Raw genomic sequence first — 15231 nt, forward strand, 5'->3', positions numbered from 1 at the left:
ATTCAAAAAATTTATTGACCAACCGTTCGGTTAATGCAACTGTTTTGTAGAAACATCTGCAAAGCGGGCCTGACATGAGCGATACGATTCTTGCGCAAGACCATGGAAATTGGGTGGAAATCACCCTGAACCGTCCAGATCGCCTGAACAGTTTCAACGACGAAATGCACTATGCGCTGCGCTCTGCGCTGGAAAATGCACGCGATTCTGGTGCTCGTGCGGTGCTGCTGACCGGGGCTGGTCGTGGGTTTTGTGCGGGTCAGGATCTGGGCGATCGCGACCCGTCAAAGATGGACGGCCCCCCTGATCTGGGCAACACAGTGCGGACATTCTATGCGCCATTGGTCACACTCATTCGGTCGCTGAACTTCCCCGTCATCTGCGCCGCCAACGGCGTTGCAGCGGGGGCAGGGGCCAATATCGCCTTGGCTTGCGATATGGTGCTGGCGGGCGAGAGCGCCAAGTTCATTCAGTCCTTTTCCAAGGTCGGCTTGATCCCGGACACTGGCGGCTCGTGGCATCTGCCGCGCCTGCTGGGCGAGGCGCGCGCCAAGGGGCTGGCTTTCACGGCGCAGCCCCTTCCTGCGAAACAGGCCGAGGATTGGGGGCTGATCTGGAAGGCCCTTCCGGACGACGAATTGATGTCCGAGGCCCGCGCGCTGGCTGAACAGTTCGCAAACGGCCCGACGCTGGGAATGGGCCTGACCAAGCAGTGCATTCAGGCGGCCGCGACCGATGATCTGATCGAGCACCTTGAAATGGAAGCCGATGCCATGAAAACCTGTGGCGAAAGCGCGGATTACGCCGAAGGTGTCATCGCGTTTTTGGAAAAACGAAGCCCCAAGTTTCAAGGCAAGTGACAATGACACCAAAGACCCGCGCCGAACGCGCCGCCCAGGCCATGTGGGATGGGGATCAGGCCTCGAAATGGGCCGGGATGGAAATCACCCATATTGATGAGGCGACCGCGACACTTGAGATGACCGTCGAGGCGCATCACTGTAACGGACATGGTATTTGTCATGGCGGCGTGACCTTCATGCTGGCTGACAGCGCCTTTGCTTTTGCTTGCAACAGTCGCAACCAATCGACTGTTGCCCAACACAATGTGATCAGCTTCATCGCGCCCGGACACCTGGGCGACCGGCTGATTGCCACCGCAACCGAGCTGAGCCTGACCGGGCGCAGCGGAATTTATGATGTAACTGTGACCAATAAGGACGGCCAACAGATCGCCGAATTCCGGGGTTTTTCCCGGGCGATCAAAGGCTCCCTGTTTGATGAAGATTAAGGTGTGGAGGACGCCATGAAGGACCTGACCCCGAACAAAGCCGACCTGGACCCGATCGAGATCGCCTCGATCGACGAGATCCGCGCTAAACAGCTGGAGCGGATGAAGTGGTCGCTGCGCCACGCCTATGACAATGTACCGATGTACAAGCAGCGGTTCGACGAGGCGGGCGTGCATCCCGACGATCTGCAAAGCCTGTCGGACCTTGCCAAGTTCCCGTTCACATACAAGAACGATCTGCGCGACAACTATCCATTTGGCCTGTTTGCCGTCCCGCGCGAACAGATCATCCGCCTGCACGCCTCGTCCGGCACCACCGGCAAGGCGACCGTCGTGGGTTACACAGCCAATGACATCAACAATTGGGCCGATTTGCTGGCGCGTTCGCTGCGGGCTTCGGGCCTGCGCAAGGGCGACATGGTGCACAACGCCTATGGCTATGGCCTGTTTACGGGCGGTCTGGGCGCGCATTACGGCATCGAACGTCTGGGCGCGACTGTGGTGCCCATGGGCGGCGGCCAGACCGAAAAGCAGGTGGGCCTGATCAACGACTTCAAGCCCGACGGCATCATGGTGACCCCGTCTTACATGCTCAACATCCTTGAGCAGTTCCACAAGATGGGCCTGGACCCCCGCGAAAGCTCGTTGTCGGTCGGTGTATTCGGTGCCGAACCCTGGACCAACGCGATGCGAAATGAGGTCGAGCAGGCATTCGACATGCATGCAGTTGATATCTATGGGCTGTCCGAGATCATGGGGCCGGGCGTCGCGAACGAATGTGTCGAAACCAAAGACGGACTGCACGTCTGGGAAGATCACTTCTATCCAGAGGTGATTGATCCCGAAACTGGCGAAGTGCTGCCTGATGGCGAGATGGGCGAACTGGTGTTTACCACGCTCACCAAAGAGGGCCTGCCGATGATCCGCTATCGCACCCGCGACCTGACGCGACTGCTGCCGGGCACAGCGCGTTCGCTGCGGCGGATGGAGAAGATCACCGGCCGTTCTGATGACATGATCATCTTGCGTGGGGTCAACGTATTCCCGACACAGATCGAAGAACAGCTGATGGCCACCGGCGGGCTGGCCCCGCATTTCCAGATCGAACTCTACAAATCCGGGCGCATGGATGCTATGCGGGTCTTTGTCGAAGCCAACCCCGATGCGGCTGACGAGCTCAGCAAGACCGCCGCCGCGCGGATGCTGAGCAAGCGGATCAAGGACATCGTGGGCGTTTCAACAGAAATCATCGTAGGCGATCCCGGAGAGGTGGCGCGCTCCGAAGGCAAAGCCAAGCGCGTCGTCGACAACCGAGACAAGGAATAGAATTTGGCCCGCACGATTGCAAAAGACCATGATCAGAAACGGGCTCAGATCCTGAAATCCGCCGCGCGCGTCTTTGCGCGCGAGGGGTTCGATCGCGCGTCAATGACCCAATTGGCGCGGGAATGCGGGATATCAAAGGCGAACATCTATCACTACTACGACAGCAAGGATGCCATCCTGTATGACATCCTGGAAATCTATCTGCGCGAACTGCGGGATCTGATTTGCGGTATCGATTTGTCCGGCTTGGATGACGCGGCCCGTTTGCGCATGGTGATTGCCGAGATCTTGCTGGCCTATCAGGGTGTGGACGACGAGCACCGTGTTCAGATCAGCGGCATGTCCGCTTTGCCTGAAGAACAGCAAAAGGTTTTACGCGGTTATCAGCGTGATATGGTTGACTACCTAAGCGACATCCTGTGCCAAGTTGCCCCCGGTACCTTTGAAAATAGCCCTGGCAAGCTTCGGTCCACTACAATGTCGATATTCGGCATGCTGAACTGGTATTACATGTGGAATACCGGCGCGGGAACGCAGGCGCGCGAGGACTATGCCGATCTGGTGACCAAACTCACGTTGAATGGCGTCGGCTCACTCTGACACGGATTGCGGGCGCCGCCGCAGGGCGGCCTTTCGTGCGAACGTGACAGTATCCAGATAGGTTTGGGATAGGTCGGAACGCGTATCCTTCAACAATAGATCGCCGTAGCTCAGAAAACGTTGTGCCCCTGTCAGTTCATAAAGCTGATAGAGCTGCCGAATGGCCCGACCCGGTAAGTAATCCCCTTCGAACCAACGTCCCAGAGCGTACCGGCTATAGGTGCCTGGACGACGGAAGCACGCGACGGTTGCTTCGATTGTGGTTGCTCCGGCCCGCGTGAGAGTTCCGAAATCCCGTCCTGGAAAGTTCAGCGAAAGTTCATGCAGCGCCAGAACCGCAAAAATATGACCGTTTTGAACCCGCGTAGCGCGCCCGTTGGGCAGAGGGTATTCATCGAACCAAAGATATCCGGCACGATCCCGAAATGAAATCCAACGACCCGGAGCAACACCTCCTTGGGTATGGATCCCTTGAAACGCGCGGCCGTACATCAAAAGGTCCTCGTCCACGGCAAGATGTTTGGAAAGACGTAGGCAACCAAGGATCGCAAAGGCGTTTGAGATGGCGCTGACCCAAGGCGCGTCCAACGCGGGTGACGTCGAATTCAGGGCAAAGCGATTTTCGATAAATGCCGCATCACCATCGCGAACAGTGAAAGCGCGCAACCGTTCCAGCAGCAGGTTTGCCAGTGTAAGGGCGGCCAGTTGCCGGGCTGGATCCTGTTCAGATTTCAGGTATTCGTCCAGCGCGATGGCGTTCCGCCAGAAAACGACGGGCTGAAACAGCTGCCCATATTCATCCGTGTAGGTCTTGGACCAGGGGAAAGGCAGGGCCTCCTCCAAGGACAACGACGTTTGCGGATGCCATCCCTCTGGTGGTGACAGCACCGGATGCTGCCCGACGACAGGCGTTGTCAAAAGATCGTAGTCCACCAACAAAATCTCGGGCAGATCGGGAGCAATCGAATGCATCTGCGCGTTTTTCGGTCGGATTGGGCGCCATCGTTCCCCTCCTTTGAGAAGGCGGGCGTAATACACCATGTGGACCAGAACATGCTGCGTGTAGTGCCGACAAAAATGCAGCGCAGGACGCACAACTTTCCGCACCATAGTCAGATTTTGAGTAGAGGGTTTCACTATTCTGGAACCAAAGGACTAAATGTCGAAAATTAGTATGCGATCTTATGTTGCAGGAGATGACACCCTGTCAATGTGGCGAAAGTGAATATGCAAGCGGCCGCAGACAAAGCTGCGGCCATTCTAATCCAATTTGCAAAAGCCAATGCTCAGGACGGGACGTCCAGGCCAAAGCTCTCAAGCAACGTGGTCGCTTCTGCTTCCCAACGGGTTTTCAGCTCTGCGTTGGTCGACTTGCGTAGGCCCATTTCCTTCAGGCTCTCGGCCTTGGTGGATGAGCTGGAGCCAAAACTTGCAGCTACACGAGGCCACCAGTAGTTGACGGCAGCTTGCAAGGCAGCGGTTTCACCTTCTTCGATCAGCTTGATCACACCTTCGGCAGCCAGTTCCGCATGACGGGTTTCGATCGGGGTGATCGTGCGGAACGCTTCGGCCAGCGGTTGGTACGAGATCATCGAGAACTCGGTCAGTTGGATGACTACTGCCCGGCCCATCAGTAGATTCATCGCCACTGCGTCTACCCAGCCGTCAAGCGGGTAGTTGAACACCGCCAAACGCATGTCGTGGTCCGTACGCGAGGTTCCGATGTCTGCGTCCCGTTCCAAACGTGTGGTCCAAGGGTGATTGTTTGCATAGCGATCTGCATCCGCGCCGAAATCACCCATGATCCGAAGCACACGGTCGGCATTGTCGGTCTTTTCCAGCACGATCTTGGCAGCGGCAATACGTTCCTTGATGCCGGGGCCTGCGTTGATCACATCGGCAAAACCTGCCGCGCCTGCCAGTTCACTGTCGACAAAGGTCGCCATCAGTTTCATCAGCTCGGCGCGATAGCGCGGTGGCACGTTGGTGGGATTGGTCAGCACCCCGCCGGCGGCCAGGTAGCTTTCGATTGTCATATCTTCTGCCATGATCCCTCTCCTTACTGATCAAAGTCGACTGTGACGGTGTCCGTCAGCGGGAAGGCCTGGCAGGACAGGACATAGCCTTTCTCGACTTCATAGTCCTCCAGCGCATGGTTCGCGACCATTTCGACCTCGCCCTCGAGCACCTTACAGCGACATGTTGAACAAACTCCTGCCTTGCACGCATAAGGTGCGTCCATCGCGTTTTCGAGCGCACCGTCCAGGATCGACATGTCCTTGGGCAGGGTGATCGTCTGGGTCGAGCCGTCCATCGTGATGGCTGCCTTGGTCTGGTTTGCACTGCTCGCAGCATCACCCGAAACAGTCTTGCGCTTGGCGCGACCCGGCTGGGCGCTGGCAAAAAGCTCGAACTTGATCTGGGCATCGTCCAGCCCGTGATCGCGCAGCGCAGCGGCAATGCCCAGCATCATCGGCTCTGGCCCGCAGATGAATGCGGTGTCCACGGTCTTGATGTCGATCCAGTGCTTGAACAGCTCGGCGCATTTGTCCTGTGTCACCAGACCGGTGAACAGGTCAATGTCCTGCGCGTCGCTTTCCAGGATGTGGATCACGTTCAGGCGGCCCATGTAGAGGTTCTTGAGGTCTTCCAGCTCTTCGCGGAACATGATCGTGTTCACGCCCTTGTTGGCATAGACCAGCGTGAACCGCGCCTTGGGTTCGCGCGCCAGGGTGGTCTTCAGGATCGACAGAACCGGGGTCACGCCCGAGCCGCCGGCAAAGCCGAGATAGTGTTTGCTGGCATCCGCATCGAGCGCGGTAAAGAAGCCCCCCATGGGCGGCATGGCCTGGATGGTGTCTCCCACCTTCAGCTCTTCATTGGCCCAGGTCGAAAAGGCACCCCCGTCGACACGTTTGATGCCCACCTGCAGGATACCTTCGTCCTTACCGGCGCAGATCGAATAGGACCGGCGCAGCTCTTCGCCGTCGAAATCGCGGCGGAAGGTCAGGTATTGGCCTTGGGTGAAATCGAATTCTTCGGCTGCGCCGTTGACGGGCTGCAGCGTGACCACGACAGCGTCGCGGATGGTTTTGTGAACGTCTGTGACGGTCAGATCGTGAAAGCGCGCCATGGGGCGTCTCCTCTTATCTGGGGCTCAGATGCATTTGAAATAGTCGAACGGTTCCAGGCAGTCGGTGCAGCGCCAATGCGCCTTGCAGGGGGTCGAGCCGAACTGGCTGACCTTTTGCACGTTTTTACTGCCACAGTTTGGGCACCGCTCTGGACCGCCCGCAGGTTGCGGTGGGGCGATCCCGTAATCTTCCAGTCGGGCCTTGCCGCGCTCGGTCAGCCAATCGGTGGTCCAGGCCGGGCTAAGCTGCTGCTTGAGTTGCAGCTTTTCGATGCCGTGGTCCCGCAGGGCTGTCTCGATGTCCATGTTGATCACGGATGTGGCGGGGCACCCCGAGTAGGTTGGCGTCACCGTGACGGTCAGCGTGTCGTCTTGCCACGCGACGTCCCGGATGATGCCAAGATCCACGAGCGAGATCACAGGGATCTCGGGGTCGGGAACGGCATCCAGCCATTCCCAAACCTGTTTGACGCTTGGCTGTTCCATGGTCCGTTACCAGTTTCCGTCCGGATAGGCCCGCTGCAGCCACTGCATCGAGCACAGCAGGTGTCCCAGATGCTCGGTGTGCATGGTGCCGGTCTTGCCGCCCTTTTGTGCAAAGCGATTGCCGGGCACGCTCAGCGTGGCCTCGTCCAACACCTTCTGCACCAGCGCGTCATATTCTTCGCGCAGGCTGCTTGGATCCGGGGCTACACCTGCTGCTGCCATATCGACGTCCACTTCGTCGGAAAGGAACATCTCACCCACGTAGGGATAGAGATAGTCCAGCGCCTTCTGCATGCGCGCATGGCTTTCTTCGGTCCCGTCACCAAGCGCGACAACCGTGTCGGCCGAGCGTTCCAGGTGATAGGCGATTTCCTTGCTGGCCTTTTCGGCAATCTCGGCCACGCGGGTGTCACTGCTTTTCAGCAGGCGCGCGATGTAGATCGAATGCCAGGCATCGAACAGGAACTGGCGCATGATGGTCTGGCCAAAATCGCCGTTCGGCATTTCAACCAGCAGCACGTTGCGGAAATCCCAGGCGTCGCGGTGAAACGCCAGACGGTCCGCATCACGACCTTCACCTTCAACCTCGCCCGCATAGCCCAGCCAGAACTGGGTCTGACCAATGAAATCCAATGCGGTATTCGACAGCGCGATGTCCTCTTCCAGGACCGGGGCCATCCCGCACCATTCGCTGATCCGGTGACCCAGGATCAGAGTGTTGTCCCCCATACGCTGGAGGAACTCGAACAGAGCCTCGTTGCGAGTCATCACATGGCCCCCACTTCATCAGGAATGTCAAAGAAGGTCGGGTGACGGTAAACCTTGCTTTCGCTGGGTTCATAAAGCGGGCCTTTGTCCGACGGCGACGAGGCGGCGATGTTCACGGCCTCGACCACCCAGATCGACACGCCTTCGTTGCGACGGGTATAGACGTCGCGGGCGTTCTTGATCGCCATTTCGGCGTCGGGTGCATGCAGGCTGCCCACGTGGCGATGGCTCATGCCGTGCTGGCCGCGGATGAAAACTTCCCAAAGGGGCCATTCGTTGTTCATAGCTCAGTACTCCTCCTGGCTCGGCGCAACGCGCCTTGCCGGTCGCGTGACCGACGATCTGTTTCAAACTGTTCAGGCGGTGGCGCTTGTGCCGGATGTGGCTCGCCATCGCGTTGCCTCGGGCAGGTAGGCCCAGCCAAAGGCGGTATCTGTGTCGCCGTGGGCGCGCAGGTGGTCGAGCCAGTCCAGAGCCTCTTGCAGGCTGGGTTCCGTCCCCGTGTCCACCCACCACATGGCGGCGTGGGCCGTGTCGAGCAGATCAAACCACTCGGCGCGGCGGTCAAAGAATTGCCGGTGCACGGTGCCCCAGACAAAGGTTTCCAGCGCCTCAATGCTGTCCCAGACCGACAGGTTGGCGATCATGTTCGGTTGCCCCGGAACCGTAGTTTGCATGGCGACACCATTGTCGTCCGCATATCGCCACTGAAACCCCGGGCTGCGGTCCGCCAGGTGGTTCACCCGGCGGATCCCCCGAACAAAATCCTGCACCCGTCTATCGTCCACGTCATACTTCAGACGCGAAACGTTGATCTGGGCGAGGTGCCTCACTCGGCAGCCACCCTGGCCGCAGCCTTTTTGCGGGCGTGGGCCAGCATACCTTCGCGGACCCAGGCACCGTCGTCCCAGGCCTTGTTGCGGTCGGCGAGACGGTCGACGTTGCAGGGGCCGTTGCCCTTGATCACGTCAAAGAACTCGGACCAGTCGGGCTGGCTGAAATCATAATGCCCGCGCTCTTCGTTCCACTTCAGATTTTCGTCCGGGACGGTCAGGCCAAGGAATTCGGCTTGCGGCACGGTCTGGTCCACGAATTTCTGGCGCAGCTCGTCGTTGGTGTTGATCTTGATCTTCCACGCCATCGACTGTTCCGAATGCACCGAGTCCCCGTCCGGTGGGCCGAACATCATCAGCGACGGATACCAGAAGCGGTTCAGCGCATCCTGAGCCATTTTCTTCTGCGCAGGCGTGCCCTCGGCACAGGCGCGGATGGCGTCATAGCCTTGACGCTGGTGAAAGCTCTCTTCTTTGCAGATGCGGATCATCGCGCGGGAATAGGGACCGTAAGAAGTCCGCTGCAGCGGCACCTGGTTCATGATCGCCGCGCCATCCACCAGCCAACCGATGGCACCGATGTCGGCCCAGTTCAGCGATGGGTAGTTGAAGATCGACGAGTATTTCATGCGACCGTCCAGCAGCATTTCGGTGACCTCGTCCCGGGTGACGCCCAGTGTTTCGGCCGCACAGTAGAGGTAGAGGCCATGGCCCGCCTCGTCCTGCACCTTGGCCAATAGGATCGCCTTGCGCTCCAATGTGGGCGCGCGGGTGACCCAGTTGCCTTCGGGCAGGGTGCCGACGATCTCGGAATGGGCGTGCTGACCGATCTGACGGATCAGTGTCTTGCGGTACCCGACCGGCATCCAGTCTTTGGGTTCGATCTTTTCGCCTGCGTCAATGCGGGCCTGAAAGGCTGCCAGCTTTTCAGGATCTTCCTGTGACGCTTCGGATTTGACCATCTGTGCATACATGGCAGTTCCCTCCTTAAACTCGTTCCAGGATCAGGGCAGCACCCTGACCGACGCCAACACACATGGTACACAGCGCATAGCGCCCACCCGTGCGTTGCAATTGATAGGCCGCCGTCAGCACCAGACGTGCGCCCGACATACCCAGCGGGTGCCCGATCGAGATCGCACCACCGTTGGGGTTAACATGGGGTGCATCATCGGCCACGCCAAGCTCACGCAGGGTGGCAAGACCCTGGCTGGCAAAAGCTTCGTTCAATTCTATCACATCCATCTGCTCGATGGTCAGACCTGCGCGGGCCAGCACCTTGCGGCAGGCAGGCACCGGGCCGATGCCCATGATGCGCGGCGCCACGCCCGCTACCGACATGCCCACCACGCGGGCCATCGGCTTGAGGCTGTTCTTGGCCGCTGCAGCTTCGTTGGCCATCAGGATCGCCGCTGCGCCATCATTGACGCCCGAGGCGTTGCCTGCGGTCACGGTCTTGTCGGGGCCATTGATGCCCTTGAGCCCTGCCAGCTTTTCAATGGTTGAGCCGGGGCGGGGGTGCTCGTCGGTGTCGAACACGATCGGATCACCCTTGCGCTGCGGGATTGTGACGGGCGCGATTTCGTCCTTGAACACACCGGCTGCATCAGCCGCAGCCCAACGGGCCTGGCTGCGCGCGGCAAAGGCATCCTGGTCAGCCCGGCTGACGCCAAAGTCGTCGGCCACGTTGTCAGCGGTCTGCGGCATCGTGTCGGTGCCATACATCGCGTGCATCTTCTTATTCACGAAACGCCAGCCGATGGTGGTGTCATAAACACTGTTGGCGCGGCTAAAGGCGTTGGTGGCCTTGGGCATCACAAAAGGCGCGCGGCTCATGCTTTCGACGCCACCGGCGATGACCATGTCATAGTCACCGGCCTTGATCCCGCGCGAGGCCATGCCAACCGCGTCCATGCCGCTGGCACACAGGCGGTTCACTGTGGTGCCCGGGACATCGATTGGCAGACCCGCCAGCAGCCCGGCCATCCGCGCCACGTTGCGGTTGCTTTCGCCAGCCTGGTTGGCGTCGCCAAAGATCACGTCGTCAACACTGGCCCAGTCCACATCGACGTTGCGTTCCATCAGGGCGGCAATTGGCAGCGCAGCCAGATCATCGGTCCGAACCCCGGACAGGGCCCCGCCGTAGCGTCCGATTGGGGTGCGTTGTGCGTCGCAGATGAAGGCGTCCATTCAGAATAGTCTCCAATTGTTGTCTGCACCATAAGGTGACCGCTTGGTCGGGTAATACGTGTGAATATGATTCGCGGCAAGTAAAATGTAACACATTTTTAGAAAGTCGGTAAAAATGGTAACATATGGATGTCATGAACGCCTGGCGTGGGTCAGCGGCGACCGTTTCGCCGAAACGCCCACATCCATCCGCAGGCCAGCAGTGGGATTGCAATCGTGCGCAATATGTCAGCCAGACTCTCTTGCCATCGCCAGCGGGACAACGTTTTCAAATCGTCGCGCAGGTCCAGCGCTTCCATTGCCACGGCCAAAGCAAATGAAATCGCCAGCGCCTGCAGGCCAGGTCGCAGCCCCGGCTTGCGCCGGGACAATGCGAGGACCGAGATCAACACAGCATGCCGAGCAAGACATGCAGAATGTCCCGGTCGATCGGAACATAATGGGCGAGCCAAAGCTTGAAGGCCTGATAGCTCAAAATCTCAGAGCTTATGTTGCCTTCGGACATTCAGGTGGCGTCGTATGTTGCGTTCTTCAGTCCGAAGGTGGCGTGTAGGGATCTGGCGTTCCCGGTGCGATGGGGGGGTATTTCTGGAACGTAGCCAGATGCTCACCCAGTTGTGGCAGAGCTTTTTCAGCAACCCAGGTGTAAGGGAACAGCACGTTATCGCGTTCACCGGGATCGTTCAGCAGATTGTAGACCCGAGGGGTGTCAGAGGTTTCCGTCGGACTGAAGATCGTCGCGTTTTCCTTGAACAGAACTTTCCAATCCTGCCACTTCACGCCAAAGATCTGCTCTCCCATGTAAACGATCACGCCGTCCCGGTTCGAATTCTTCTGTTGGCCCAGAAAAAACGCAGATTGATCGATCCCGTCAAAGGCCCGGTCTTGTGGAACCTTGCCCCCGGCAAAGGCGGCGAGGGTCGGAAACAAGTCCATAGAATGCACCACCTCGTTGCTGGCCGATCCGGCAGGGATCTTGCCGGGCCACTTGATCGCAAATGGGACGCGCATGCTGCCTTCAAGGCTGGTGAAAAGGGTGCCACGGAATGGGCCAGCGGTTCCTTGCACGGCAGGCGTGGGGGACACGTTGGAACTTCCGACCGGCAATGCCTCTGGGCCGTTGTCTGCAGTAAAGATCACGACGGTATTGTCGCTGACACCAGCCTTTTCCAAGGCCTCGGTCACACGACCAACATAGGTATCGGTCTGAAGCAGGATATCCGCCCAAACACCATTCCCGGTTTCACCGTCAAACTCTGGATGGGGGATGTTTGGATAGTGCGTGTTGGTATAGGCCAGATACAGGAAGAACGGATCGTCTGTCTCGCTCTTGCGGTTGATGAAGTCGACGGCCTTGTCGGTCAGGTCCCCATCGATAAGGCCGCGATACTCGATGTCATAATCCCGGGCCACGGTGGCTGGCTGCCCGGCCACGCCTTGCATGACAACAGGGGCTTCCATGTCGGCCTCGGCAAATCCACTAAGTGTGCGCCAAACCGTGACATCCGTTGTTTCGACGCCATAAAACTCGTCGAAACCCTGACTTGTTGGGAACCGCCCTTCGGTCCAGCCCAGATGCCATTTGCCGAGCATTGCGGTGTCATAACCAGCCTCTTTCAGCATCTCGGCCATCGTGATTTCCCACTGCACCAGACCGTAAACACCGCCGCCAAGTGGCACTGTGTGATTGCCGCTGCGAATGCCGTATCTGCCTGTCATCGTGGCGGCGCGCGACGGGGTGCACTGGCTTTCGACATTGAAATTGGTCAACCGCAGGCCTTCGGCGGCCAGCGCATCCATTGAAGGTGTCTCGGTTCCGCGGATAATACCGCCGCCATTAAACCCGGGTTCACCCCAGCCGAAATTGTCCAGAAAGACGAAGACGATGTTGGGTTTGTCCTGGGCTGCGGCAATGGACGACAAAGAACATGTCAGACCGGCCGCTATCAGGAGACTGCGAAATATCTTCATGAAAGTACCTCCAGATCAACTGGAGGCATTCTAACGTTTGAATGCGAGCTTAAGTCAACAGCTCAGGCCTTAGGTTTAAAGCTGTCCGGCTTCTTCCAGTACCTTGCGAGCCACTCGGAAACACTCCAGCGACTGTGGAACCCCGCAATAGATGCCGATCACATGGATGATGGCCCGGATTTCCTCTTTGCTGACACCGTTGTTGAGCGCGCCGCGGCAGTGAATCTCCCACTCATGCATCTTTCCAAGTGCGCCGATCATGGCGAGGTTCATCATCGAGCGTGTCTTGGGCTCGATCACGTCATCGCCCCAACCGAAGCCCCAGCACCAGGCGGTCATCGCCTCTTGAAAGGGGCGGGTGAAGTCATCGGCCGCGGCCAGGTTCTTTTCGACGTATTCGGCACCCAGAGTGCCCTTGCGCTGTTCCAGGCCTTTGAGGAACAGATCTTCGTTGAACAAATCGGCCATAATTTCTCCGTATCGGTCTTGGCTGTTGGGCGGTTGTCAGATGGCCCGGTTTGGGTCGTTCCCTGCAAGCCGTGGTGTTCTATCGCTGGGCGGGCGTTGCGTCAAAGGAGCGGTGGTCGGACAACGGGCAGCGCCCCCGGTTGCTGATGCCCGGCTATGGGTCGACAGCCTCACGCATCCATTGTTGTAACCTGGCAATGGAATGCTCGGACATCACGCCACCCGATGGGTCCAGTACCAGCGGACCCGGACGATACCCTCGCGATTTAAGGCCGCGATAGACCGATTCCACAAGGTGAATGTCTTCCTCCACAGTGGTTTCGCGGTCCTGTACTGCAAGTTGCCGGATGACCGCGCTTTCCGACCCGCCCTCGGTGAACCAACCGCGCCAGACAGTGCAGTGATCGGTGCCCTGGGCGCGCCAGTGATAGGTGTTGAGCACATTGCCCGGATAGCATTGAAACGAAAACATCGGCCACAGGAACCACGACTGATAGTCACCCGCATGGGGCACCGACATGTCGATGGGATAGGTCATCTTGTCGAGGGCCTGACACTCGGTGGTGTGGCGCAGGACATAGCCGCCACCCTCGTCGGGTTTGATGTCATAGGTCTCGGGTTTGACCACACCTTCGGCAAAGGTGGGGTGGTTGGTCGGGCAGTGATAGCACTCCGAATAGTTCTCGATGCTGACTTTCCAGTTACAGTTTTCTGGAACCTCGACCCATTCCAACGGTTCAAGCGCGTCGATGTGGGGCACATAGGCGCGGATTTCTTCGCGCACGCCGGGATACCAGTCGTCCATAGGTGCCGCATCGTCATCAAGATTGACGAAGATGAAGCCGTTGAACACTTCGGTTTGGACCGAGGTCAGGCAAATGGCCGAGCGGTCAAATCCCGGCACTGACTTGATGTTGGGCCCTGCGCGCAGCTCGCCTGACAGCTCGTAGGTCCACGAGTGGTATGGGCACACGACCACACGCGTATTGCCCGCACCGGTGACCATTTCATGCGCGCGGTGTTGGCAGACGTTATAGAAAGTTCGGATCTCACCATCGCGGCCGCGGATGCAGAACAGGCTCTCGCCCGCGATCTCGAAGGCAAAGTAATCCCCGATTTCGCGGACCTGAGCGATATGGCCCGCAAACTGCCAGGTGCGGGCCAGAAGACCCTGCATTTCCTGCTCGAAAATCGCAGGATCGGTATAATAGCGCGCGTCCAGAGACTGCGTCAGGGGTGCGTTCATTCAGGCTCCTCCGCATATAGGCCCAATTGATGGCGACGACGATGAAACCGCTCGACCCGTTCGACGATCTCGTCGCTGGAGACGGCGATCACAAAGGACAGCAGCGTTTCCAACAGTGCGATTGTCGACACGGACGAGGGGAAAAACTGCGGCGTGTCGGCAGCAACGACAAATCCGTGATTGGCGTTCAAGATCACTGGGCTCGCCGGGCTGTCTGACAGACCCACCACTGTCATCCCTTGCTCGCGTGCCAGCTTGATCGCTTCGATCACCTCGGTGCGATACGGATGGCAGGTGATGGCGATCAGCACGTCCTGCTCATCCGCCCAGGCCAAATCGTCGATTGCCGTGGACCCCGGTCGCGGGATCGCGTGAAACTGCTTCATTCCTGTTGAGGCAAGATAAGTGAAGTTGCGCGCGTTCGAGTTGTTGACGCCTACGCCCAGGGTATAGATCTGTCGCGAATTCCAAATGTCCGTCGCGGCCGCCTTCAGGGCTTCTTCGCTGATCCCACCAAATGTCTCTTCGATATTGCGGATCGCAGCGCCCACCATATCGGCATACAGCCCGCCAAGCTCGCCGGACTTCCCAATATCCTGCAGCCATCGAGCGCGATCCGGGAAGGACACGGTCCCCCGCCTGATCGCGTCGCGGAATGGGGCGCGGAAATCCTCGTACCCATCAAAACCCACTTGGCGGGCCATGCGCACAAAGGTGTTGGGTTTCACATTGGCGGCTTCGGCAATCTCGCGCACGGTCGAAACCCCCACATCCGTGGGGTTTTCCAGAACGTAACGCGCGGCCTTCTGCGCCTCGGGCGTCAGGGCATCCCATTCCTCGGTCAGCCGGTTCAGAACGATTGATGATACATTTGTGTCATTCATGATTGACGATGGTACAAATGTGGAATTAGCCTGTC

17 protein-coding genes are annotated in these 15231 nt (G+C 58.7%); 4 read left to right on the forward strand and 13 right to left on the reverse strand.

What is annotated here, in order from left to right:
• Nucleotides 1-74 precede the first annotated feature (74 nt).
• Genes paaG through TRM7615_RS12750 form a run of 4 tightly spaced genes read left to right on the forward strand, consistent with a single transcriptional unit; the run spans nt 75 to nt 3217 of the window.
• Complete coding sequence (gene paaG / locus TRM7615_RS12735) at nt 75-860, forward strand: 2-(1,2-epoxy-1,2-dihydrophenyl)acetyl-CoA isomerase PaaG (protein ID WP_108788088.1); 786 nt, start codon at nt 75-77, stop codon at nt 858-860.
• 2 nt (nt 861-862) lie between these two features.
• A complete protein-coding gene (paaI, locus tag TRM7615_RS12740) occupies nt 863-1291 on the forward strand; it encodes a hydroxyphenylacetyl-CoA thioesterase PaaI (protein WP_108788090.1) in 429 nt (142 codons plus the stop codon).
• A gap of 15 nt (nt 1292-1306) precedes the next feature.
• Complete coding sequence (gene paaK / locus TRM7615_RS12745; protein WP_108788092.1) at nt 1307-2617, forward strand: phenylacetate--CoA ligase PaaK; 1311 nt, start codon at nt 1307-1309, stop codon at nt 2615-2617.
• 3 nt (nt 2618-2620) lie between these two features.
• Nucleotides 2621-3217, forward strand: a complete 597-nt coding sequence (locus TRM7615_RS12750; RefSeq protein WP_108788094.1) for a TetR/AcrR family transcriptional regulator — start codon at nt 2621-2623, stop codon at nt 3215-3217.
• On the opposite strand, the gene TRM7615_RS12755 is transcribed toward TRM7615_RS12750, so the two are convergent.
• From TRM7615_RS12755 to TRM7615_RS12820, 13 genes are all read right to left on the reverse strand, one after another.
• Nucleotides 3209-4189, reverse strand: a complete 981-nt coding sequence (locus TRM7615_RS12755) for a D-glucuronyl C5-epimerase family protein (protein ID WP_165821427.1) — start codon at nt 4187-4189, stop codon at nt 3209-3211. The genes TRM7615_RS12750 and TRM7615_RS12755 overlap by 9 nt on opposite strands.
• A 314-nt stretch (nt 4190-4503) precedes the next feature.
• A complete protein-coding gene (locus TRM7615_RS12760; RefSeq protein WP_108788098.1) occupies nt 4504-5265 on the reverse strand; it encodes a Phenylacetic acid catabolic protein in 762 nt (253 codons plus the stop codon).
• Between the two features lie 11 nt (nt 5266-5276).
• Nucleotides 5277-6350, reverse strand: coding sequence for a 2Fe-2S iron-sulfur cluster-binding protein (locus tag TRM7615_RS12765; RefSeq protein ID WP_108788100.1), 1074 nt, complete (start codon nt 6348-6350; stop codon nt 5277-5279).
• Between the two features lie 24 nt (nt 6351-6374).
• A complete protein-coding gene (gene paaD, locus TRM7615_RS12770) occupies nt 6375-6836 on the reverse strand; it encodes a 1,2-phenylacetyl-CoA epoxidase subunit PaaD (RefSeq protein ID WP_108788102.1) in 462 nt (153 codons plus the stop codon).
• Between the two features lie 6 nt (nt 6837-6842).
• Nucleotides 6843-7604 carry a 1,2-phenylacetyl-CoA epoxidase subunit PaaC gene (paaC, locus tag TRM7615_RS12775; RefSeq protein ID WP_108788104.1) on the reverse strand — a complete coding sequence of 254 codons (762 nt, stop codon included), beginning with the start codon at nt 7602-7604 and terminating at the stop codon, nt 6843-6845.
• Entirely contained in the window at nt 7604-7888 is a 285-nt protein-coding gene (paaB, locus tag TRM7615_RS12780; protein WP_108788106.1) for a 1,2-phenylacetyl-CoA epoxidase subunit PaaB, read from the reverse strand. The genes paaC and paaB overlap by 1 nt, the downstream gene beginning before the upstream one ends.
• Nucleotides 7889-7960: 72 nt before the next feature.
• On the reverse strand, nt 7961-8437 hold the full coding sequence (locus TRM7615_RS12785) for a DUF3291 domain-containing protein (protein ID WP_108788108.1): 477 nt from the start codon (nt 8435-8437) through the stop codon (nt 7961-7963).
• On the reverse strand, nt 8434-9411 hold the full coding sequence (paaA, locus tag TRM7615_RS12790; RefSeq protein WP_108788110.1) for a 1,2-phenylacetyl-CoA epoxidase subunit PaaA: 978 nt from the start codon (nt 9409-9411) through the stop codon (nt 8434-8436). The genes TRM7615_RS12785 and paaA overlap by 4 nt, the downstream gene beginning before the upstream one ends.
• Nucleotides 9412-9424: 13 nt before the next feature.
• Complete coding sequence (pcaF, locus tag TRM7615_RS12795) at nt 9425-10627, reverse strand: 3-oxoadipyl-CoA thiolase (protein ID WP_108788112.1); 1203 nt, start codon at nt 10625-10627, stop codon at nt 9425-9427.
• A gap of 531 nt (nt 10628-11158) precedes the next feature.
• Entirely contained in the window at nt 11159-12598 is a 1440-nt protein-coding gene (locus TRM7615_RS12805; RefSeq protein ID WP_108788116.1) for an arylsulfatase, read from the reverse strand.
• Between the two features lie 75 nt (nt 12599-12673).
• Nucleotides 12674-13066 (reverse strand): carboxymuconolactone decarboxylase family protein, encoded by a 393-nt coding sequence (locus TRM7615_RS12810; protein ID WP_085794390.1) that lies wholly within the window; start codon nt 13064-13066, stop codon nt 12674-12676.
• A 154-nt stretch (nt 13067-13220) separates the two neighbouring features.
• Nucleotides 13221-14312 (reverse strand): aromatic ring-hydroxylating oxygenase subunit alpha, encoded by a 1092-nt coding sequence (locus TRM7615_RS12815; protein WP_108788118.1) that lies wholly within the window; start codon nt 14310-14312, stop codon nt 13221-13223.
• Complete coding sequence (locus TRM7615_RS12820) at nt 14309-15196, reverse strand: MurR/RpiR family transcriptional regulator (RefSeq protein WP_108788120.1); 888 nt, start codon at nt 15194-15196, stop codon at nt 14309-14311. Before TRM7615_RS12820 ends, TRM7615_RS12815 begins: the two co-directional genes overlap by 4 nt.
• Nucleotides 15197-15231 lie beyond the last annotated feature (35 nt).

It is taken from the genome of Falsiruegeria mediterranea M17 (genome assembly GCF_900302455.1).
In the GTDB taxonomy this organism is placed as follows: domain Bacteria; phylum Pseudomonadota; class Alphaproteobacteria; order Rhodobacterales; family Rhodobacteraceae; genus Falsiruegeria; species Falsiruegeria mediterranea.